This is a genomic window from Anabaena sp. UHCC 0253 (genome assembly GCF_009712085.1).
Taxonomy (GTDB): domain Bacteria; phylum Cyanobacteriota; class Cyanobacteriia; order Cyanobacteriales; family Nostocaceae; genus Dolichospermum.
This window is the reverse complement of sequence record NZ_VILD01000002.1, coordinates 294,067-316,701: the sequence shown is the minus strand read 5'-3', so window position 1 is coordinate 316,701 and position 22,635 is coordinate 294,067. Positions and strand designations below refer to the sequence as shown.

At 35.0% G+C, this 22,635-nt stretch carries 14 protein-coding genes and 5 pseudogenes; 13 read left to right on the top strand and 6 right to left on the bottom strand.

The genetic code is table 11. The features are described 5' to 3' along the window. Nucleotides 1-58: 58 nt before the first annotated feature. Both FJR38_RS05500 and FJR38_RS05495 read left to right on the top strand, forming a co-directional pair. Complete coding sequence (locus tag FJR38_RS05500; RefSeq protein WP_168535862.1) at nucleotides 59-904, top strand: metal ABC transporter permease; 846 nt, start codon at nucleotides 59-61, stop codon at nucleotides 902-904. Nucleotides 905-991: 87 nt separating this feature from the next. Continuing rightward, complete coding sequence (locus tag FJR38_RS05495; protein WP_168496287.1) at nucleotides 992-1,777, top strand: HAD family hydrolase; 786 nt, start codon at nucleotides 992-994, stop codon at nucleotides 1,775-1,777. A gap of 64 nt (nucleotides 1,778-1,841) precedes the next feature. Here FJR38_RS05495 and FJR38_RS05490 read toward each other — a convergent pair whose 3' ends face one another. Then, on the bottom strand, nucleotides 1,842-2,450 hold the full coding sequence (locus FJR38_RS05490) for a tetratricopeptide repeat protein (protein WP_168496285.1): 609 nt from the start codon (nucleotides 2,448-2,450) through the stop codon (nucleotides 1,842-1,844). 81 nt (nucleotides 2,451-2,531) lie between these two features. On the opposite strand from FJR38_RS05490, the pseudogene FJR38_RS05485 reads away from it, so the two are divergent. Beyond that, nucleotides 2,532-3,708, top strand: a pseudogene (locus FJR38_RS05485) (DNA double-strand break repair nuclease NurA). Nucleotides 3,709-3,803: 95 nt separating this feature from the next. Further along, nucleotides 3,804-5,504, top strand: coding sequence for a sensor histidine kinase (locus FJR38_RS05480; protein ID WP_168535860.1), 1,701 nt, complete (start codon nucleotides 3,804-3,806; stop codon nucleotides 5,502-5,504). Between the two features lie 195 nt (nucleotides 5,505-5,699). Here FJR38_RS05480 and dacB read toward each other — a convergent pair whose 3' ends face one another. The 4 genes and pseudogenes from dacB to gloB form a co-directional block, all read right to left on the bottom strand. After that, nucleotides 5,700-7,163 carry a D-alanyl-D-alanine carboxypeptidase/D-alanyl-D-alanine-endopeptidase gene (dacB, locus tag FJR38_RS05475; protein WP_168535858.1) on the bottom strand — a complete coding sequence of 488 codons (1,464 nt, stop codon included), beginning with the start codon at nucleotides 7,161-7,163 and terminating at the stop codon, nucleotides 5,700-5,702. 1 nt (nucleotide 7,164) lies between these two features. Next, the gene (dnaB, locus tag FJR38_RS05470; RefSeq protein ID WP_168535856.1) at nucleotides 7,165-10,563 is read right to left on the bottom strand and encodes a replicative DNA helicase; all 3,399 of its coding nucleotides are present in this window, start codon (nucleotides 10,561-10,563) and stop codon (nucleotides 7,165-7,167) included. Between the two features lie 108 nt (nucleotides 10,564-10,671). Next, nucleotides 10,672-11,130 (bottom strand): 50S ribosomal protein L9, encoded by a 459-nt coding sequence (gene rplI, locus FJR38_RS05465; RefSeq protein WP_168496275.1) that lies wholly within the window; start codon nucleotides 11,128-11,130, stop codon nucleotides 10,672-10,674. A 156-nt stretch (nucleotides 11,131-11,286) separates the two neighbouring features. Beyond that, nucleotides 11,287-12,061 (bottom strand): annotated as a pseudogene (gloB, locus tag FJR38_RS05460) (hydroxyacylglutathione hydrolase). Nucleotides 12,062-12,397: 336 nt separating this feature from the next. Between gloB and FJR38_RS05455 the strand changes: the two are divergent. The 9 genes and pseudogenes from FJR38_RS05455 to FJR38_RS05415 all read left to right on the top strand — a co-directional run bounded on the left by FJR38_RS05455 (nucleotide 12,398) and on the right by FJR38_RS05415 (nucleotide 22,235). Continuing rightward, nucleotides 12,398-13,432: a glycosyltransferase family 2 protein gene (locus FJR38_RS05455; RefSeq protein WP_168535854.1), complete on the top strand. Its 1,035-nt coding sequence runs from the start codon at nucleotides 12,398-12,400 to the stop codon at nucleotides 13,430-13,432. Between the two features lie 57 nt (nucleotides 13,433-13,489). Next, the gene (locus tag FJR38_RS05450; protein WP_168535852.1) at nucleotides 13,490-14,545 is read left to right on the top strand and encodes a glycosyltransferase family 4 protein; all 1,056 of its coding nucleotides are present in this window, start codon (nucleotides 13,490-13,492) and stop codon (nucleotides 14,543-14,545) included. A gap of 26 nt (nucleotides 14,546-14,571) precedes the next feature. Beyond that, complete coding sequence (locus FJR38_RS05445; RefSeq protein WP_168496267.1) at nucleotides 14,572-15,405, top strand: polysaccharide pyruvyl transferase family protein; 834 nt, start codon at nucleotides 14,572-14,574, stop codon at nucleotides 15,403-15,405. A gap of 13 nt (nucleotides 15,406-15,418) precedes the next feature. Further along, nucleotides 15,419-15,784 (top strand): hypothetical protein, encoded by a 366-nt coding sequence (locus FJR38_RS05440; RefSeq protein ID WP_168496265.1) that lies wholly within the window; start codon nucleotides 15,419-15,421, stop codon nucleotides 15,782-15,784. Nucleotides 15,785-15,789: 5 nt separating this feature from the next. Then, a complete protein-coding gene (locus tag FJR38_RS05435; RefSeq protein ID WP_168496263.1) occupies nucleotides 15,790-16,941 on the top strand; it encodes a glycosyltransferase family 4 protein in 1,152 nt (383 codons plus the stop codon). 57 nt (nucleotides 16,942-16,998) lie between these two features. Continuing rightward, nucleotides 16,999-19,248, top strand: a complete 2,250-nt coding sequence (locus FJR38_RS05430) for an ABC transporter ATP-binding protein (protein WP_168535850.1) — start codon at nucleotides 16,999-17,001, stop codon at nucleotides 19,246-19,248. A gap of 54 nt (nucleotides 19,249-19,302) precedes the next feature. Then, nucleotides 19,303-20,257: pseudogene (locus tag FJR38_RS05425) on the top strand (glycosyltransferase family 10 domain-containing protein). A 37-nt stretch (nucleotides 20,258-20,294) separates the two neighbouring features. After that, nucleotides 20,295-21,293 carry an Npun_R2821/Npun_R2822 family protein gene (locus FJR38_RS05420; protein ID WP_168535848.1) on the top strand — a complete coding sequence of 333 codons (999 nt, stop codon included), beginning with the start codon at nucleotides 20,295-20,297 and terminating at the stop codon, nucleotides 21,291-21,293. An 11-nt stretch (nucleotides 21,294-21,304) separates the two neighbouring features. Continuing rightward, nucleotides 21,305-22,235: pseudogene (locus FJR38_RS05415) on the top strand (Npun_R2821/Npun_R2822 family protein). Between the two features lie 209 nt (nucleotides 22,236-22,444). Here FJR38_RS05415 and FJR38_RS05410 read toward each other — a convergent pair. After that, nucleotides 22,445-22,635 (bottom strand): annotated as a pseudogene (locus tag FJR38_RS05410) (hypothetical protein); the annotation flags it as partial.

Sequence of the window (22,635 nt, the reverse complement as noted above, 5' to 3'; positions counted from 1 at the left end):
TTCTTCCTTCTTCCTTCTTCCTTCGTGTCCTTCGCTCCTTCGTGGTTCATTTTCCTCTATGTTTCAAGCACTAATAGAACCGTTGCAATATGGCTTCATGCAACGTTCATTAATCATCGCCATATTAGTAGGTTTATTGTGTGCCATAGTCGGTAGTTATTTGATGGTACAACGCCTAGCATTGCTGGGAGATGCTATTAGTCATTCAGTATTACCAGGATTAGCGATCGCCTTCATGATTGGTGCTAATATCTTCGTCGGGGCGTTTATTGCTGGTATATTGAGTACAATGGCGATCGCCTTTATTAAAACACGTTCCCCGATCAAAGAAGATGCAGCAATGGGAATAGTTTTTTCCGCCTTTTTTGCCCTTGGTGTCACCTTAATTACAATCATTCAAAAAGATAATAAAATAGATTTGAATCACTTTCTTTTTGGTAACATTTTAGGTGTAACAGCCGACGAAGTGCGAGATACAGCTATTATTGCAGCTATTGTTTTAATCGTGATTTTCCTATTATACAAAGAACTGTTATTTTACACATTTGATCCTTTAGGCGCACAAGCTGCTGGTTTACCAGTTAATCGCTTAAACTTTGGCTTAATGTTATTGATTTCTTTAACAATTGTTGCCAGCATGAAAGCTGTGGGAGTAATTTTAGTATTATCACTTTTAATTACTCCCGGTGCAACTGCTTATTTATTAGTGAAACGGTTACATGAAGTGATGATTTTAGGGGCGGTAATTGGGGTAATTTCTAGTATTAGCGGAATGTATCTCAGCTACTTTTATAATTTACCTTCTGGTCCGGCGATTGTGTTAGTAGTTTCGGGTTTATTTACGTTGGCTTTGTTGTTTAGTCCTCGACATGGGATTTTGATATCTAGTGTGAATAGGAAATAAAAGAATCAATGCTAAATTTAATAATCGCTACATATCCATAGACAAAGGTGCGGTAAACTGACAAAAGCAGTTTTTACCCTCTAAACAATGACAGCAAATAGTCCCACGATTTTGGCTTTAGACTTTGATGGAGTAGTTTGTGATGGACTAATTGAATATTTTGAGGTAGCGTGGCGTACCTACTGTCAAATTTGGTCGCCAGCTAACGACACACCACCAGATGATTTAGCTTTGAGATTCTATCGTTTACGTCCTGTAATTGAAACCGGGTGGGAAATGCCTGTTTTAATTACAGCCTTAATTGAGGGTTTTTCTGATGATCAAATTCTGCAATCATGGACAACTATCACTCCCCAAATTTTAGCAGCAGATCACCTAGAAGCAAAAGCAGTTTCTACAAAATTGGATCATCTGCGGGATGAATGGATTAAGACAGATTTAGATGGTTGGCTCAGTTTGCATAGGTTTTATCCTGGTGTCATAGAAAGACTCAAAATAACTCTAGCAAGTGCAGTTCAATTATATATTGTCACCACTAAAGAAGGGCGATTTGTCAAGCAATTGTTAAAGCAAGAAGGAGTTGATTTACCTTCAGAAACAATTTTTGGCAAGGAAGTAAAACGCCCAAAATATGAAACTTTGCGCGAATTAATTGAGAAAGCAAATACCCAACCTGTAAGTTTATGGTTTGTAGAAGATAGGCTCAAAACATTGCAATTAGTTCAACAGCAATCAGACTTAAATCATGTCAAACTTTTCTTAGCAGATTGGGGTTACAATACTCAACCAGAAAGGGAAGCAGGAAAAAATGATTCACGCATTCAGCTAATATCACTTTCTCATTTTGCTCACGATTTTTCCAATTGGTTATAATTGCATTCAGAATACTAATATCCTCGACTTCTTGAGAAGTCGGGGATCTAATCATTAATCTCAATTACTTACGATCTATCTTTTTAATTAGATCAATAACTTCTTGATAATTAGTAATTCTTTTTTGTTGCTGAAATAAGTTAGCTGCTGTCTTTAAATCGGTAATTGCTACTTGTTTATTACCTAAACTATTGCGAATCATACCTCTATTTTGGTAAGCTTCAGGAAATTTAGGATTAAGAATTAATGCTTGATTGAAATCTTCAATTGCCCCTTTAGTATCTCCTAAATCATAGCGAGCAAGTCCTCGATGATTGTAAATACCAGCATAGCTAGAATTAATACTTATGGCTTGGCTATAATCAGCAATAGCTCCTTTTAAGTCTCCCAATTGATTGCGGGATAAACCACGTTTATAGTAAACTTCAGCAAAGTTAGGATGTAAACGTAAGGCTTCACTATATTCTTCAATCGCCCCTTTCATATCTCCTGATGTATGGCGATTAAGTCCTCGATGGAAATATACTACAGCATCTTGAAGAGTAGTTTGTGCTAACAGTGATGATTTTGTTTTTAAGTCAGAAATATTGGTTAAATTGTTCGCATTCACTCTCGGACTATGTAATATAGTTCCTAATATGAAAATGATGATTGTTAATGTGCATCCTTTCATTAGACTATTTTTCCAATTATTAGAATACAGTTATTAATTATATACCATTTATATCCATTCACACAAATACACTCAACTAAGATGCTGGATTTAACAAAAATATCGAAACAAATGCAAGGTTTCAGTCAACATTTAACTTCAGAAGTGACTGCAAGTCATCAGCGGTTGGAGTTAGCACAACAACATTTAACCAAGGCTTTTGAGTGTCAAGAAGAATTAGTTAAACGTCAAGAAACATGGCGCGATCGCATTCTCTTTGCTAATGCTACACCCATTGAACCCCTAGAAACCTGCATTACTATCCCTGTTCCCCCCCAAAGTTCATACTGTCATTTCTACCGATGGGTCACAAATTGCCCCCAATCATCACGAAATTGCGTATTGTTACTTACTAAATATTGGTAGAGTTGTTTTACACTATGGTCAAAATCTTCACCCTGTTCTCGATAGTTTACCGGAGGTATTTTATCGCCCCGAAGATTTATATATATCGCGTCAGTGGGGAATTAGAACGGAAGAATGGATGAGTTATCGCCGTACTGCTTCTGAGGCTACAATCTTAGCAGAACTGGCTTGTAGTGCAAAAACAGCAGCACCAACCTTAGCAATGACAGATGGTTCGTTAATATACTGGTTTTTAGATCAGTTACCGATGGATGCCCGCGATCTCATCTTACCCCCTGTTTTAGAATCTTGGAAACAAATGCGGGCAGCCCAAATCCCCATCATGGGTTATCTTAGCGCCTCTCGAAACATCGAAGCCACCAACTTTTTACGCTTTTTAGCTTGTCCCCATCCTGTCCCCGATTGTGTCACCTATTGTCCCAATCAACTGGAATACGTACCTTGTAAAAAATTTGATACTTTGCGAGATACAACCCTATGGACAACCCAACTCCAACCCGGACAACGCGGACCCCTATGGCGTAGTAATGCGCGGATTTTAGAATTATATGAAGACCAAATTATTTATTTTTGTTACGTCCACGTAGGTACAGAAATTGCCCGGATTGAAGTTCCTGCTTGGGTTGCGGAAAATTCCACCATGTTTGATCAATCGCTAGGATTAATGTTGGCACAGGTACAAAAAGGATATGGTTATCCTGTAGCGATCGCTGAAGCTCATAATCAAGCTGTAGTTAGAGGTGGTGATAGAACTCGGTTCTTTGCGCTTTTAGAACGACAAATGATTAAAGCCGGGGTAAAAAATGTCGGTATTTCCAACAAAGAAGCTAGAAAACGCGGAAGTATTGCTTAATTTCCTTATACGTATAAAATATGATAACAGTCAACCATTTATGAAGCAATTCATAAAATCTGCAAGGATATCAACTTAATTTCTAGCCGATCAAAATGAATATATCTAAAAAGTTTTTCACTAGTGCGATTTTATTATTAGGAATTGTTACAGGTATTCTCATTGGTAATGCTGTTGTTGTTCAGCGAATTAAAAATGCTGTCCAAGAAAAAAGTAATCTCACTATGGACACCATTAAAGCTGCTTTAGAAACCGAAAATGCTTTACAGTCGGAAATAAGTTTACTCAAAGATAAAGTTTTATTTAAGCACCAACCATCAGAAATAGCTAATCGGCAAAATCAGTTTCTCAATTCCCTGGATAAATTAGCAGTTTTTATGCCAGATGATCCAGAAATTTCTTTGATTCGTAGCCGGCATATTTCTTTAACAAAGATAGCAGATCAGTTAGTTATCAATGAAAAAAATAGGATGAGTATAGATGAATATCAGGAATATTTTCTAGATATTAATTCCTATAATAAAGATATTAATGCCATGCTAAAAAAAGTCATTGAGCGTGCCTATGACAAAAGACTATTAATGAAAACTGAATTAGATAATATATATCAAGTACAAGCAATTATTACCATTGAAATTATTGGAGTCATTCTGATTCTATTTACAGTTACATTTAACTTTGTTTGGCGACCAGTTATTAGATCCTTGAAACAATTACAAATGGGAACAGAGGAAATTGCGGCTGGTAATCTTGAATATCGTTTAGATATTGTCACAGGTGATGAAGTAGAAAAATTAGCTGGGGCATTTAATTACATGGCTATGAAGCTAACCGAATTTCGAGAAACCCTAGTTAAAAATAATGAATTAACAGAAATTAACCAACGCTTAGAATTGGAAATTCATGAACGTAAACAAATAGAAATAGCACTAAAAAACGCTTTAGAAAAACTTAAAAATACCCAAGCTCAATTAATTCAAACAGAAAAAATGTCTAGCTTAGGACAACTTGTAGCCGGTATAGCACACGAAATTAATAATCCTGTAAATTTCATTTCTGGAAATATTATACATATCAGCGAATATGCTCATGAATTACTAAACTTAATCAGCTTATATAATGAAGAATTCCCAAATCCCAGTGATAAAATTCAGGATAAAATTGAAGAAATTGATCTAGAATTTATTTTAGAAGATTTACCAAAAGTTATTAATTCCATGCAAATAGGATCTAATCGGATTCGAGAAATAGTTTTATCTTTACGCACTTTCTCCAGGTTAGATGAAGCAGACATGAAAGAAGTTGATATTCATGAAGGTATTAATAGTACATTATTAATTTTACAAAATCGTCTCAAAGCCAAGTCAGAACATCCAGAAATTAAAGTTATTAAAAATTATGGTAATTTACCCTTAGTTCAATGCTATGCAGGACAGCTAAATCAAGTATTTATGAATATTATTAATAATGCTATTGATTCTCTAGAAATTTATAATAATCAGCGTTCTTTAGCAGAAATGCAAAATCATCCTAGTCAAATTATCATTCATACTAAACTTACAAATAACAATCAAGTAGAAATCAGAATTATTGATAACGGACTAGGAATTACAGACAATATAAAAAGTAAATTATTTGATCCATTCTTTACTACTAAACCAATCGGAAAAGGAACAGGTTTAGGATTATCTATTAGCTATGAAATTATTGTTAATAAACATTCAGGAATCCTCAAATGTGAATCAGAAATAGGCAAAGGAACAGAATTTTTAATTCAAATTCCTTTACATCAATAACTTCGATTAATTCTGATACTTTTCAAACACCTCTTAAAAAAAATCGGTATATTTTTGTTCAGGAATAGTTTAAGGGACTTCCAAATAAAAAAAACACTCAACCACCTAACGCAGAAAATCTCTCAAACTCTCATTCCTCCGTGTCCTCTGTGCCTCTGTGGTTCGTTATTTGGGTAATTTATTTTTTGGAAGTCCCTAACATCGCTTTAACTGCGCTAATAAAACCACAATTTCATCTATTGCTGTTCTCATAACGCTACCAGGTTGTTCCGATTGATTCACCATAATACTAAAAGCCAACGGTTCATAATTAGGTGCATTCACATATCCAGACAAAACAGAAATTCCTCCCATAGTCCCTGTTTTTCCTTGAACAATTCCCTCAGCAGAAGTATTCCGAAACCGATTTTTTAGAGTACCTCTTATCCCTGCAATAGGTAAAGAAGCACGAAAAACTTCTGCTTGAGAAGATTTAGCTATTCCTTGTAAAAGTTGTACCAATGCGGCTGGAGTTGTTAAGTTTTTTCGAGATAAACCAGAACCATCTACAATGATATAATCTGCTGATTCAACTCCTAATTGAGTTAAACTTTCCCTGACAACTTGCAATCCAACATCAGCCGTATTTTGATTTTTTACTCTGGTTTTTTTTATCGCTAAACTCCTCAGTAAAGCCTCAGCATACAAATTATTACTATTCACATTTGTCTCGATTAATAACTCAGATAAAGGTGGAGATTCTACTGCGGCTATTTCCTTTGTATTTCTACTAAAATCACTGCGTAAAGTCCCTTTAACAGTAATTCCCTCTCTAGCTAAATTCTGGCGAAATTGTCTTAAAAAATTGGCAACTGGATCAAATATAGCTAAAGCAGTAATATTTGGTTGGGAATTTATTGGTAATTGTCCTTTTATTCTTAAAGTCTGTCCTTTTAAATCACGATTAACTTCTACAAAACTAGGTTCATTGGCTTGAGTAGTAATACTATCATTCTCAATTTTCCACCAATATTTTTCTGTAGGTTCAGCCCATTTGAGTTGTAATGGTTGTCCGATATTTTGGGGTAAAAAAGTTAAGATAGCAGCATTTTCATTTAAAATTAAACTGTTAACAGGTGCGCCATAATAAGCCTGTATATCTTCCCATTGCCAACTAGAATTAACCATTTCACCTTGAAAATAACTATCATCAGCAATTAGCTGATTAATTTGCCTAATTCCTTGTTGATATAATTGTTTGGATAATATTTTTAATTGAGCATTTTTGAAACTAGGATCTCCCCTACCTACAACACGCAAAACACCATTACCTTCATCATAAATGGAGGTACGAATCCGAAAATCTGCACCTAATTCTTTTAATGCCGCAGCGGTAGTAAATAGTTTAATATTAGAAGCGGGAATAAAGTATTTTTGAGCATCTTGACTATAAAGAATTTTTGCTGATGATAATGGTTTAACTAAAATACCCCAACGCACTCGACTAAATTGAGGACGATTAATAATGGTATCAATTGCTGATGATAATTGAGCCGGACAAATTGATTTTGTCGGGGTAATTTGTGGAACTGAGTTTTGTGCTTTAGCTATTTCTTGGATGCTACCAATTTGGATACTAATAAATATTAATATCAAGCTCAAATAATTCTTTTTTGACATATTACCAACTATTTTGTTTAGCGAGATTTTTAAATTTTGTAAATTGTGGATCAAATAAGAGTTTAATAGTACCCGTTGGTCCATTTCGATGTTTAGCTATTATTACTTCTGCAATTCCTCTATCTGGAGTATCAGGTGAATAATATTCATCACGGTATAACATCATCACTATATCCGCATCTTGTTCAATTGAATTGTGAACAATGATATTATTGGCAACAAAATTATGCAAACGAGGAACTGTTAAATCAAATACCTCTTCTTCTCTATCAGGTATAATTGAAACAATTTCATCCCAATACACATCACTGTTTGCAAGTTCGAGTAGCTCACTTGATTTAACAATATTGGCAACTTTTAATGCTCTTTCTCGACTTAAATTTGCCTTATAAAGCGTAGAACCACATAACGCAACTTCGGCATAAGCCATAGTTTGTTCGCCAGAGCTAGGGAAACATCGTGGTAAGCAAATATGTTGTTTAGAACTTAATTCATCAAGCCTTTTCCACCCGTGAATTGTTAGGAATTGGTGATTACCCGTTGCCCTGATTTTTCTTCCTAATCGAGTTTTTAAAGTAAATACGGATTTGATACCTGTAGAAAAGGCATTGCTAACAATTGCCCTTTCTAGTTTCATTGTGTTTTCGTTCAGTCCCCAAACTGCAAAATCGGATTTACCTACTAATTCTTTAATTGGTACTTGTAAACCGGTATCCGCCAATGTAACTAGGCTATCGCCAGCTAAACAACCCGATTCTCTCAAATCAGATAACATGGGACGTTTATTAGTTCTTGCTTCTACACCTCGACTTAACTGTGATAAAGCAATGATTGGTACAGATAATTCTCTCGCTAAACCTTTTAAAGAACGGGTAATTCTTGATAATTCTTGTACCCGATTGTCACCTGCACCTTCCATTAATTGCAAGTAATCAATAACTATTAATCCCAAACTTGCAGTGTTTTCGGCTTGCAGTCGTCGCGCTTGACTTCGCATTTGTGTGACTGTAATATTTGCCGTATCATCAATAAACATTGGAGTTTCTGATAGTTTATCAATGGCACGACTTAAAGGTTCCCACTGGGTTTGACTAATGCGTCCACTTCTTAAATAACTACTTTCGATTCCGGCTTCACTAGCTAATAGTCTTTGTACTAGCTGTTCTTTAGACATTTCTAAACTAAAAACGGCAACTGGTAATTGATAACCGGAAGCAATATTATGAGCAAGGTTCAAGCAAAATGCAGTATTGTGAACACAAATATCATTAGCTACAAAGTTGTGTGTTTCGGGAATTGTCAAATCATAAACTTGTTTGTTACCTACTGATTCAATAGAAATAATTTCATCCCAATATATATCACTTGTTGCTAATTGCTGAAGTGGTAAATTCTCTAAAGCCGTCGCTAAAATAAATAATCTTTCTCGTGTTAATGCCCGTTTACCGACATGGATATTTGTATAGCTTTTAATTCCAGCCCTATGAGCTAAACTACTCCAAGTTTCTCTACCTTTTGCTGTTGCTATCTGTTCCCAAATTTCTACAGGTATCAAGTCACGATTGGTTTGATATCTCTTTTGAGATAGTGCTACTTTGACTTTTTCTAATGCTGCTTCTTTGCTAAAAATGCCGATTTCAGCAATGAAGTTCTTGATAGATAAGGCATCAGTAATATCTAGTTGCCATGCTGGTCTACGGGTATTATTATATTTTATAGACCGTTTTTTCAAAGCAGCAATAATGCCAAATCTTAATAACAGATGTTGAATTTGTCTTGCTAGTTTTTCACTGACTGTGCAATAACCTAATTGCGATTGACCACTATTAAGTAAAGTAGCCCAACCATCAGTTGCAAAGAGACGATTTAGGAATAAGGATAATTGTGATTTTTCTAATTGAAAGATAATTGACGGAATGGTTTTAGTATGAGCATCTTTACCCCATAAACCTAATTTTTCTAACCAAATTGTCAACGCATTTTTACTCGACTTGCTAATACTAGCAAATCCATGAGGTGCAAATTTATCTACTTCTATTTCTAGGGTTTTACATAATATTTGAAAAGTATCATAATTTGGTACACACTCTCCTTTTTGCCACATACAAAGTAAAGATGGAGTGACTCCTATTTCATTGCTCAATTTTTTAGCAGATAATGAACGAGAACTAATAGCAATTTTGAGAGTTTCGGCAAAAAGCTGTCTTTGAGTAGCAATAAATTCCCAATCTCCTCGAACACACAATGATGGTGTCCGTTGTCCTTGGGAATCTTCCCATCTTACTGACAAACCACCAAATTCACTCACTGCTTGGGAAAAATCTGTTTGCAATAATGAGTTACTGTTTGTAAATCTAGGAGTGCTATTAGTTAAACCACCATCACCAATTAAATAAGCTAATAATTTGACTTCACACTCGCGGATGGTTTTTGTCCCAAACACATCTATTTTACGAGGAATTGCAATTTTATTACCAACTTGCAGATTTTCTAATCTTTCCCAACCTTTAATAGTTAAAAACGGGTGAGTAATTGTGGTTTCAATTGCCCGACCTAAGCGAGTTGTCACTCGAAAAACTGGTTTAATACCATCATCTACAAATGCAGATGGTTGGGTAAAGGTAAATTTCCAATCGTCATTTAAGGTTAATAGTGAACCTTGACGTTGCTGATACAATTCTTCAATTGTGGCAATTTTTCCATCTGCTAAGACAATTTCTGAATCATAGCTGAGGCATTTCCCCATTGATGGCCTCCCAGCGACGATGATTAAATCAGAACGCTGAAAACCGCTAGTCATAGCATCTAAATCATAAAAACCACAGGGTATTCCTGGTAATGCGATGCCTTGATGACGAGTTTCAATATCTTGAAATGTATTAATTAAAGTATTACCAATATGAACTAATCCTGTTTGGGTTTTTTCTTGGGTGACATTGAAAACTTTTTGTTCGGCTTGATCTAGAACTATTGGTAATTCTGTTTCTGTTTCATAACCAAGATGGACAATTTCATTACCTGCTTTGATTAATTGCCGGCGCAGGTATTTTTCCATCACTAACCCTGCGAGGGCATCAATATTTACTGCTGAAACTGTGCGATCTACTAATGTTGCTAGTTTATTTCTGCCACCAATTCGTGTTAACTGATCATTGTCTGTTAACCAACTGGTAATAGAAAGTAGGTCTGTAGGTTTTTGCTGGGTATGCAGACGCAGTGCAGCTTGATAGATAGTTGTATGGGCGCTAATATAAAAAGCTTCGGGAACTAGGCGATCGCTCACTCGACCAATTGCCTCTGGATCTAGTAAAATACCCCCCAAAATCGCTTCTTCTGCTTCAATGTTTTGGGGTGGTAAACGATTACTACCATCACCTTGAAAACTTAGTTCTTCAGCCATAAAATTTAAAAATTTGGCGCTTTTGGATTTATATCTGAATTATCCAAAACCGATAAAAAACACTGATGACCACAGATGATATATCTGTGGTGATTAATTAAGTCACCATTAGTTGGAGACGACTTCAATGTTAATTTCTGCTGTTACTTCAGAATGGAGTTTGATTTCAGCTTTGTAAGTACCCAATTGACTAATATCGGGAATGGTAATACCACGACGATCTATTTCTAGATTAGCTGCTGCTTGAATAGCATCTGCCACGTCTTGGGTAGTAACAGTACCGAAAATAGCTTCGTTTTCACCAACTTGCTTGGCAATTTTTAAGTTACCAACTTTTTCTAAAGCTGCTTTTTGCTCAGTTGCTTGTTGTTTGAGTTCTAATTGTCTTAAACGTTCTTGTTCACGCTTGCGTTCTACTTGTTTGAGAAGACCAGGTGTAGCACGAGCGGCTAAACTCTGGGGAATCAGATAGTTACGAGCATAACCGGGAGCTACTTCTACTAAGTCGCCGAGTTTTCCCAGCTTGCTGACATCTTTTGTTAAAACTAATTGCACACGTTTCGCCATTGTTTTTCGCTTTTCTTTGTAAAATCTTAGTTATTTGGGTGTCATCAGGGTGGCTCACAAAATTGTAGCTTGATCCTCAGCGACTTTGAACATACCCACAACCTCAAGATTTTAGCGAAATTTGGGGGGCGATCGCAATACCAAATGCCAGAAATATCAAAACTTATCCTTCATTCCCCGAATTCGGGCAAAGGTTTGGACTGTATCATCACTCTTTGCTGTTCTTTGTAGGGATGGACTTTCCCAGCGCAAAAAAGGATTTGTGAGTTTTTCGACTCCCAGAATTGATGGAACTGTCGGTTTATTGTCCTGACGTTGAGCTTGAACTTCTTGATAGCGTTTTTGTAAATCCACATTGTCAGCTTCTACAGTCACAGCAAAACGCAAATTGCTTAAAGTGTATTCATGGGCGCACCAAACGCGAGTATGATCAGGTAAAGCCCGCAGTTTACTTAAAGAATCTAGCATTTGCCCCTGGTGTGCCTTCAAATAAACGACCGCAACCCCCAGCAAACAGAGTATCACCACAGAACAATTCCCCCGGTTCTCCTGGGCTAACTGGAGGGAAATAGTAAGCAATATGAGCGCGGGTATGTCCAGGAACGAAGAAAACCTCCGCCGTGCGATTTCCGAAGTGGACGCGATCGCCCTCCTCTAAAAATACCTGTTGTCCTGGAATTCTGCCCCGATCTTCTACACCTCCATAAACTGTCACTTCGGGAAATACTTTCATCAACTCTGTATTACCACCCACATGATCACCATGATGATGGGTATTAAAAATAGCCACTAAATCAACCTTCAGTTTTCTAAGTTCCTCTAAAACTGGTTGCGCTTCGGCTGGATCAACTACAGCAGCGATATTCTGTTGGCGATCGTGCAGTAAAAAGATATAGTTATCGGAAAGCACCGGTAGACGGATTACTTGCATTAGCTTTTCTTACCCCACAAATAAAGATATGATTAGTATTTATCAATGATCCTATCCCATATATTCCTTAATTCAGCAACGCCAATATTACTTGTATTTTGTTGATGTTATCTGTAAGTTTTTATAAATTATGGTAGTATAATGCTGTACCTGTGGTCAGAAAATACAAAAACAACTAGCCATGAATACGCACGAAGCATTAGTAATTTTATTTACTTTTGTTCTGTACTTTGGTATTTTAAAAATAGCCAATTAGAAATCCCCCAGCTTCTAGCCGTGGGGAGTTATCAATTGTAATCAATAAAATTTTTACTTACTAGCAGGAATTATTGAAAGATGACTCCACTTGTATCAATTATTGTAAATTGCTTTAATCAAGGTCACTACCTAGAACGTTCAGTCAAAAGTGTATTGTCACAAACCTTTACTGATTTGGAATGCCTGATTGTAGATGATGGTTCTACCGACAATACTCGTCAGATAGCTGAAAATTTGATCACTATAGATAAGCGAGTTAAATACTTCTTTAAAGAAAATAGCGGACTACCATCATCTCGAAATTTCGGTGTTCAACAGGCTCAAGGAGAATGGATTCAATGTCTAGATTCTGATGATTGGATTCATGAAGACAAAATTAAATTTCAGTTAAGTCATTTAGAGCAAATTCAAAATAGCGAAAATATAGTTTTTTACTCAAATTATGAACGAGTATTTATAGATGCTCAAGAAAATATTGTTAACACTCAGGAAAATATTATCGGTTCACTGAATAAAGATCAACTAATTCAACGTTTACTCATACCTGACTTCCTCGCTGATTCACCTCATCCTTGCCTTCAGCAAGCTATGCTTATGAACAGAAGCATCTTGAATAAAACAAAGTTTCCTGAACATCTCAAAGCATTAGGTGATAGATATTTTGCAGTAGATATTCTAAAATTGGGTGCAAATTTCATTTATACTCCTATGGTTGGTGCTTACTATACCAAGCACAAATCAAACAGAACTAATAATTGGAATTACATGAAAAACTACTATACAATTTTCTATGAAAATATAGCTCAAACATATCCAGAACTAAATCAAAATTGTCAAATTGGTATTGAATTCTTACTCGAAGAAGCCATTAGAGAAAAAGATCAAGATTTATTTAATAGATTAATTAAAATAGTATCTACACCAGTTTATTTATTCGATAAAAAAATCAAAACAACTAACACAACCTCCATAAAAGTATTAAATGCCTTAAGATCAATTACACCCAATTTTTTACTTTACGAAAAATATCGAGGTCCACGATCAAAAAAGCTGATATCTTTTGTATCAGGAAAAATAAAATCCGTCAAAAATATACTTAGTTTACCTCAATGAATAATTCTTGGATTAAATATATTTAAATAACTTGTAAAATAGCCCTAACAAAATTACATGATTCCTATCAATATTAAAAATCAACTCAAAAAAATTAAGCATCAGATAGAAAAAACATTTTCTAAACCTGCCTATATCATCCCTTATGGACTTTCTTACTTAAAATTTTTGACAGGGAAATGGAATATTCAGTCGCACCCAGAAAATATAGTAGAAGAGTATGACTTAGTATTTGTCGTCTTAGATTTAGCAAAGGGTTGGATACTTGAAGCTATATGTAGAGAAATCGCAACTTACTTTCCTGGTAAGTATTGCTTCCATTATTCGGAATTGTCTTTACCACCATCTAAAGCTTACTTTTTTGCACATTACTCTTTTTTACCAGTTTGCTTAAAACTAAATCCTCATATTTGGGGAAGTAAAACACTTGTATTTCACACACATCCCCGTACAGATTTGGAAATTAGTAATGAAGAACTAATTTATGCGATGAATAGAGCAACTAAAGTGATATGTATGTGTTCCCAATTCTCGAACCTACTAATTTCACAAGGATTAAAATCAGAGAAAGTTACCTATATTTTAGGTTCTGCTGATCCAAAAATTTTTCTTCCCCATGAACGCTCAAATGGTTCGGTAGGTTTCTGTACAGCCTTTTATTATCGAAAAGAACCTGAAAGAATTTTTAATATTATTCAAATGATGCCTTCAAGAAATTTTATTCTGCTGGGCAAAGGATGGGAAAAATACGAAAAATTTGCAGAAATGAAAGCATTACCTAATTTTTCTTATATTGAAGCTCCATATGCTGATTATCCTAAATATTATGCTCAAATGGACATCTTTGTTTCCACGGCCAAGTTAGAAGGAGGACCAATTCCATTAGTAGAAGCGATGATGTGTAATGTAGTTCCTGTAGCGAGCAAAACTGGATTTGCTCCTGATTTGATTATTCACGGTGAAAATGGATTTACGTTTGATATCAATAGTTCTGTTGAGACAATATGTGAACTAATTGAACAAGCATACAAAGTTAAAACAGATATCAGAAAGACTGTTGAAAATTTGAGTTGGGAACATTTTTCTCTCGAATTCCAAAAACTTTTAAACTAATTTGTAACAATTAGGAGCTTTAACTCATGCTACTTAATATTCATAGAAGAGATAATAATGTTGGAGATATAATGTCTTCTCCCCTGCGTTACTTTAAATTTCCTAAAGAAACACAAGCAATTGACATTATGACTGTGAACAACCCAGAAATCTTGAAAAATAATATTATTATCGGTGGAGGTGGATTAATCGCCAGAGATTTCTTTACCGAAAAATTAAATTATATAGCTGATAATAGGAAGGGAAAATTAATATCTTGGGGAATAGGACATAATGGTTATGAAAATGTAGATAGAGAGTTAAAATATCCTCAATATATGGATAAATTCGACTTGCATGGAATTAGAGATTATAACCAAGGCTTTAACTATGTTCCTTGTGTAAGTTGTATGAGTAAGCTTTTTGATAAAAAATATAACGTAAAACATGAATTTGCAATTTATAAACATGGCAATTCAAACTGGAAACTTCCCATGAATGAACTCAATTTTCCAGTAATGGAAAATCACCAAGTTAATTATAAACCTACAAAAATCAATCAACTGTTTAACTTATTTAGCCCAGATGATTTTCAAGTTAGTTTTAGTAAAATCATCAAATTTTTAGGCGAAGCTGATACAATTTTAACTAATACCTATCATGGGATGTACTGGGGAATTTTATTAAATAAAAAAGTTTTGGCTTTTCCATTTTCGACTAAATTTTATACTTTGAAGTATAAAGTTCCTTTTTGTGATCCCCTTAATCCAAATGATTGGCAGGATAAACTACAGGAAGCACGTAGGTATCCAGATGCCTTAGCAGAATGTAGAGATGCAAATCAGCAATTCTATCAAAAAGTTATAGAACTTCTCAATTAAGTGAGGAAAATACATGAAAGCTGTAGTTACATTGTGTGTTGGAGATGCTGCAAATCGCCGCGGTGAAATTACTCACCCATTTTTACGAGCTTATGCGGAAAAGATAGGAGCAAATTTTGTAGTAATCAACAATCTCAAGATGGGTTTTGATGTTCCTTATTTTGAAAAATACCAAATTTCTAATTTAGTTTCCAAACATCATCTTCAAGTATTCGCTAAAGATCATCCTTTTCAAAGCTATATTATCCACTATACGGGCAAGGGTCATAGAAAACAAGGCACTAAAATAGAGCAAATTAAAAAAGATTTATCAATTATTAATAATAAAGTTCTAGCCGCTATTATTTCCATGCTGCCATTTATTGAACATTTGTTTTAAGAACTATGAAAATCTCAATAGTTGTTAGTGATTTATCTGGTGGTGGAAGCGTTAGAGCATTTTTATTAGCTCAAACACTTCAAAAAATATCTTATGAAGTAGAGGTAATAGGATTTTTATTTGGACAAGAACTATATGCTAACCCGCCACGAGGAATACCCGTTGTTTCAATTCCAGGTAAAAACTATCCTGAGTTTTTCGGATCTGCCAAGCAGCTTTTGCAAAAAATAGATGGTGATATTATTTATGCAGTTAAACCAAAGCCAACGAGTTTTGGTGTTTCTCTCCTCAAGAAATTCACCGGTTCACGTCCTTTACTATTAGATATGGATGACTGGGAACTTAGTTGGTATGGAGGATTTGAATGGAAGTATAATCCTGGTATCAAACAACTTTATCGAGATATTTTTAAACAAAATGGTGCATTGAAATTTCCTGATCATCCACTTTATATCCAGTGGATGGAAAGTTTAGTAAATCGTGCTAATGGAGTTACAATAGATACTCAATTTCTTCAAGACCGATTTGGTGGTGCTTATTTGCCTAATGGTAAAGATACTGTTATGTTTGATCCAGGTAAATATAATGCTGAAGTTAGCAGAAAGCGTTATGGGCTGGAAAACTATCGAATCCTCATGTTTCCTGGCGCACCAAGACCTCATAAAGGAGTTGAAGATGTTTTAACAGCTTTAGATATATTAAATCAGGAAGATTTAAGATTAGTAATCGTTGGTGGCAGTCCTTATGATGATTACGATAATCAACTAATCCAAAAATGGGGACGTTGGATTATTAAGCTACCCAAGTGTCCTGTAGAAGTTATGCCGGAAATTGTCACAGCCGCTCATGTAGTAGTTGTTCCGCAACGAGATAGTATAATTGCTCGCGCTCAATTTCCCCTCAAATTGACAGATGGAATGGCCATGGCTAAACCTGTTTTATCAACAAGGGTAGGAGATATTCCTGATATTTTAGGAGAAACTGGCTATCTAGTTGATCCTGGTTGTCCTGAGCAAATTGCCGAACAAATTCAACTTATATTTGCAGATTTGCAGCAAGCAGAAGCGCGGGGTAGAAAAGCAAGAGAAATATGTGTAGAAAAATATAGCTTAGAAACTATGGCATCTACCCTGGCTGGTGTCATTTCCCGCTTATAGTTAAGACAACCTAATTTATGAACATTAACACTTAGTAAATTCTAATCAAAACAGCCAATGTCTAACAGCAAGTTACTAATACTAAGATTTGCTAAACCTTATCCGTTCAGGATATTTTTTACCATCTTATTGGGATTTTCAGGGGCTTTATTTAATGGGGTGAGTACGGCACTCATCGTTCCTATTATCCTGAAAATCGTGGGACAGCCTGTTGATTTAACAGGCGCTCCACCAATTATTAAAGCATTTATTACTCCTTTTGATTCTATTCCAGAGAATTACCGCCTATGGATAATGACTGGATCAATTATATTAACAATACTTTTAAAAAATGTTGCTAATTATGTGAGTGCATTGGTGTCTAGTTCTTTAAGTCGGACTTTGACATCTGATATGCGAGAAGCTGGATTAAAAATATTACTTGAAGTTGACATAGACTATTACGCTAAAACGAAAGTTGGTGATTTGATCAATAGTCTGGGTGGAGAAATTAGTCGTGCAGCTACGGCTATAGGCAATTTCATGAAATTGATTATCATCGTCATTACAATTTTAGTTTTTGTTGCTTTATTATTATCAATTTCCTGGGAACTAACTATTGCAGCTACAATTTTATTGTCCTTTGTAACTTTAATAAATCAGTACGCAATTTACCAATCAAAAAATTTGGGTAAACAGCTTTCAGAAATATCTAAAGCTTATTCTATTGCGTTAATGGAAATATTAAATGGAATTCGTTTAGTTAAGGCAACTGGGAATGAAGATAGAGAATATAACCGATTAACAAAACTAATTCGTGATCGAGAAGAAGCAGATTTTAAATCTCAAGTTAATTCTCAAGCAATTGCGCCGATTAGTGAGGTAACGGGCATTATTTCTTTAATGCTGATTGTAGTGATAGGACGCACATTATTTGCCAATCAAATCTCTTCGTTCTCAACAATTTTAATTACATATTTAATATTATTGTTGAGATTGCTACCATTTATTTCTCAATTAAATTCTCTCCGCAGTAGTTTTGCGAATACATCTTCTAGTGTGGATATTGTCGCTGATTTTTTACTATACGGTAACAAGCCGTTTATGAAAACCGGCACTATTTTATATGAAAAATTAAAAAAAGGAATACATTTTAATAATCTCTCTTTTTCCTATCCTAATCATAAAAATCCAGTTCTTCAGGATGTAGATTTATATTTACCCAAAGGCACTACTCTAGCTTTAGTAGGTGGTTCAGGTGCAGGTAAATCCACTATAGCATATTTACTACCAAGGTTTTATGATCCTACATCTGGTTGTATTACACTAGATGGTAGAGATTTACGGGAGTTTGATCTGAAATCAGTCCGTAAATCTATGGGGATTGTTAGTCAAGATACGTTTCTTTTTAATGATTCAGTACGAAGTAATATTGCCTATGCCAGAATAGATGCTAGTGACGAGGATATTATGACAGCAGCAAAACGCGCTAATGCCTATGAATTTATTAGTAAATTACCTGAAGGATTCGAGACAATCATAGGCGATCGCGGTGTCATGTTATCAGGAGGACAAAGACAAAGATTAGCGATCGCTCGCGCCCTCCTCCAAAATCCTGAAATCCTCATTTTAGATGAAGCTACCAGTGCTTTAGATACAGTTTCCGAACGGTTAGTACAAGCTGCACTTGATGAACTCAGTCGAGATCGTACCACCTTAGTGATTGCTCACCGACTTTCTACCGTCCGCAAAGCCGATCAAATAGCCGTACTAGATCAAGGTTATGTAGTAGAAGTAGGAACTCATGATGAACTTCTGCAAAAAGGTGGTTATTACTCCAATCTCTACTCAATGCAATTTGCAAATAAACCGGATATCTCCATAAAACGGAATCAAAGCTTACTCAGGATATCTTACGAAATCCGCACACAACTTAATTCAATGCTTGGGTTAATACAGTTATTACTTGATGATTTAGTAGACGATTATCAAGAGCGTCAAGAATTATTACAAGAATCCTATAAATCAGTATGGAGAATTCTCAACACTATTGATGTTTTTGATGATGTTATCAACAAACAAATAAAAGAAGGACTAGTTACATTTGCAGAGCAAAATCGTAGCACCATTACATCTCCCTACCACAACTTTAATAGTATTTTTGAAGAATTTCGTACCTGCTTAAATCCCGTATTTACTAATATACGTATCCTCGAAAATAATATGATAGAAAATCCCCAATCACAAAATCAAGTTCTTACAGAAGCTTATGAAGCTGCTATCTATCTTCTGAGAAATTTAGAAAAACTGGAAGAAAGTATTAAATAAAAAAAATACCCCTACCAAATCTATAACATCAATAAAAATATGAGTCAAAGAAATATGAAAACAATCGGCATGATTAGTAGCTATGACAATCTTAATAAAAGAGGAGATTGGCTATGGCAACAAACTCCAAATGAATTTGGAATTTGGGAAAATATCCAAATGCAAGCATTAGCAAAAAAACCAGATTTTTTACTAATGTACCAATTTGATTTTCCTAAACCCCCATCTCCACAATCTTTATTAGATCGCTTACGAAACCAGCCAAAAAAAACCAGAACTCAATATTAATTCTCTCCTGCGTGGAATTAGTAAAGAAAGAATTATTTATTTATTACGAGAACCACCGTTATCAGAAATTGTAGAAATCAATAAATATAACTACCAGCAAGCTGATAATTATTGTGGTTATATTTCTGGACCTGATGATTTTGCGCCCATACCCGATTATATGCCCGCAATTTGGTATCTTTCTAACTCCTTTCGAGAATTAGATGAAATGCCACCATTTAAAAAAGTGAAAACTTGTAGTTGGATTACTTCCGGTATTAATAGAACTGAAAACCATCAAAAAAGATTAAATTTTTTACAATCCTTACAAAATAGTAATTTGGAAATTGATTTTTATGGGAGAAATTTACCATCATGGTCAAAAGATGCAGGAGAATTAGGAGGTAAATGTCATGGAATGTCACCATATTATTACAATCTGGCTATAGAAAATTATGCTGATAATGATTGGTATGTCAGCGAGAAACTTTGGGATAGTCTATTAGCTTGGTGTTTACCTATTTACTATGGTGGTTCAGCAGCAGATAAGTTATTACCTCCTGGTAGTTTTTTGAGATTACCTAGTTTGGATGAAAAAGGCATTGCTTACATTCAAGAAGTAACTTCTAGTCCCGATGCTTGGCACGATGCTAAAGAGGCGATCGCCGAAGCTAGACAAATCATCTTACATAAACTGAATTTACTCAACTGGCTATCAGAATTTGCCGCCAAATTTTCTTAGGTTTAAACTTATAAATTTACATGGTTTGGAATTATATATGGATGGTATCTGTACCCTTGCCAATGACAAAGTTTATGACCAACTTATTGCCCTACTCAATAGTATAGAGGCAATTTATGATCAAAAAATGCCTGTATGTATCTATCCTTATGATGGGAATACAGCGCAAATTACTACGGAAATTGCTAAACGTCCTCATGTACAACTTTACGATCGCCAAAATTCAATTGATAAATGGGATGAATTTGTTAAGGATATTTGGGATGCCCATCCTACAGCCCATAAACATTGGCAATCTATAGGTAAAGATAAATATCACCGAATTGGTACTCATCGGCGCTATTGTGCCTTCGATGGACCATTTGATCGTTTTGTTTATATGGATGCTGATACTTTATTAATCAGTCCTCTAGATCAGATTTTTGCAAAGCTAGAGCAAAATGATTGGGTAGTATATGATTTCCAATACACCGATTTATCTCATGTTTATGATATAGCATCAGTTAAATTAACGGAGTTATTTACATCTGAACAACTAAAAACAGAAATATTTTGCTCAGGATTTTACGGTTCTAAAAAAGATATATTTCCTGAACCAATGCGTATTTCATTACTAGAAAAATTACGACAAGGAGAAGCAGCAGTTCTCTATGACATGGCTCCTGATCAAACAATTCTCAACTATCTAGTAATGCGTTCAGGTATTTCCAATTATAATTTTGCCACTCATCTATCTCATCAAGAAAAAACAGGATGTTGTATAACCTCTCCCCATTTTCAGATTAAAGATAATCTCATTTATGATCAAGGTAATAGACTAACATATTTACATTACATTGGCTTATCCTCAAAAATATTTAATCAAGTTTGCGCTGGAGAAAATATTGATTTTCCTTACCGGGATCTTTTCTTGCACTATCGTTATTTGCACGAACCAGAACAACGACCAAAATTTACAACTAAACCAAAGGCTTATGATGCTCCTCCCAGTTTAGGAACACGAATTATCAGAAAATTAGGATTAAATAAAAAGTAGAGGATTAATTCATGACTAGGGGAATTTATATTATTGCTAATGATAAGGTGACAGATCAAGCGATCGCTCTCCTGAATAGCATTCGATTACATGATACTGAAACACCAGTTGTCATGATTCCTTATGATGACAATTATCACGCTATTGCTGATATTCTGGGGGAAAATTATGGCGTAAAAGTTTACGAAGACTTAGATTTTATTGATCGTCTTTCCCAAAGATTATACGAAACCTTTGGGGGTAAATTTTTTGCTCGTCCTAATCAATTTCGTAAACAAGCTTGCTGGTTTGGAGAATTTGATGAATTTTTGTATATTGATACTGATATTGTTGTCTTTGAAAAAATAATTGATAATCTTAATTATTTAGCAAATACTGACTTTATCTGTTGTGATTATCAACATTTAGGGGGAATTAAAAACGTTTTTAGCTCCCAAGTCCTAGAAAATAAAGTATTTACAAATAATGAAGTTAAAGAAATTTTCAACGGTGGTTTTTGGGGTTCTAAGAAAAACTTAATTTCCGAAAATGACTTGTATGAAACATTTAGCGAATGTGCATCCCATCCAGAATACTTTGATTTTTCTGAAAAAACTTCTGACCAACCCATTATCAATTATATGCTACTAAAGCGTATTCCCCGGCGTTTTAACATCGTCCGTAGGGAAGGTAAAGGACCAGGAAATTGGGGAGGAACACCACATTTTCAAATCCAAGGTAATATCTTATTTGATCCAACAGTCAATCAACCTCTACAATACATTCATTGGGCAGGAATTAAAATTCAACCAGGTTGTCCCTATTGGGAAATTTGGGAATATTATCGGAATTTGCATCCTAGTTTACCACCTGCTGCTATTCCCGCACCTGCAAAAAAAACGTCAGTTGCAAGAAACTGTTGATAATGTCAAAAACCAAATCCGGCAAATAAAAAAGAAGTGATTAAGTAGGTAGATGCTAATCAACCCAACTATGTAACGAACTGTAAATTATCCAAAACTCCTGGGATTGCTGCGTTCCACTCGCAATGACATAGTTATAAGTTTTCCCACCTACCTACTTAGCTATTTTGATGAAATAGGTAAAAAGCCAAATATAGAGTTTGAATGTAGAGACGTTTCTTAAAAAATCTCTACATATTCATTTTATATCTAAGACCAAGAATCTAAATCTAAAGATTGCATTCCTTGGGTTTTAACATAATCCAACAAACCGCCTAACTGCCACCAAACAAATACACAAGTTAGCAGACTCATTGGTAAACCCACACCTAACGCTAAACCAGAGGGAAAACCAAATATCTCTAAACCACAAGAGAGAAATAAACAAACACCAGCAGTAA

Excerpts from the sequence above, each read along its gene's own strand:
- FJR38_RS05450 (WP_168535852.1), top strand. The coding sequence starts at position 13,490 with ATGATTCCTATCAATATTAAAAATCAACTCAAAAAAATTAAGCATCAG.
- FJR38_RS05440 (WP_168496265.1), top strand. The coding sequence starts at position 15,419 with ATGAAAGCTGTAGTTACATTGTGTGTTGGAGATGCTGCAAATCGCCGC.
- FJR38_RS05495 (WP_168496287.1), top strand. The coding sequence starts at position 992 with ATGACAGCAAATAGTCCCACGATTTTGGCTTTAGACTTTGATGGAGTA.
- FJR38_RS05435 (WP_168496263.1), top strand. The coding sequence starts at position 15,790 with ATGAAAATCTCAATAGTTGTTAGTGATTTATCTGGTGGTGGAAGCGTT.
- dnaB (WP_168535856.1), bottom strand. The coding sequence starts at position 10,563 with ATGGCTGAAGAACTAAGTTTTCAAGGTGATGGTAGTAATCGTTTACCA.
- FJR38_RS05480 (WP_168535860.1), top strand. The coding sequence starts at position 3,804 with ATGAATATATCTAAAAAGTTTTTCACTAGTGCGATTTTATTATTAGGA.
- FJR38_RS05500 (WP_168535862.1), top strand. The coding sequence starts at position 59 with ATGTTTCAAGCACTAATAGAACCGTTGCAATATGGCTTCATGCAACGT.
- FJR38_RS05445 (WP_168496267.1), top strand. The coding sequence starts at position 14,572 with ATGCTACTTAATATTCATAGAAGAGATAATAATGTTGGAGATATAATG.
- FJR38_RS05455 (WP_168535854.1), top strand. The coding sequence starts at position 12,398 with ATGACTCCACTTGTATCAATTATTGTAAATTGCTTTAATCAAGGTCAC.
- FJR38_RS05420 (WP_168535848.1), top strand. The coding sequence starts at position 20,295 with ATGGATGGTATCTGTACCCTTGCCAATGACAAAGTTTATGACCAACTT.
- dacB (WP_168535858.1), bottom strand. The coding sequence starts at position 7,163 with ATGTCAAAAAAGAATTATTTGAGCTTGATATTAATATTTATTAGTATC.
- FJR38_RS05430 (WP_168535850.1), top strand. The coding sequence starts at position 16,999 with ATGTCTAACAGCAAGTTACTAATACTAAGATTTGCTAAACCTTATCCG.
- FJR38_RS05490 (WP_168496285.1), bottom strand. The coding sequence starts at position 2,450 with ATGAAAGGATGCACATTAACAATCATCATTTTCATATTAGGAACTATA.
- rplI (WP_168496275.1), bottom strand. The coding sequence starts at position 11,130 with ATGGCGAAACGTGTGCAATTAGTTTTAACAAAAGATGTCAGCAAGCTG.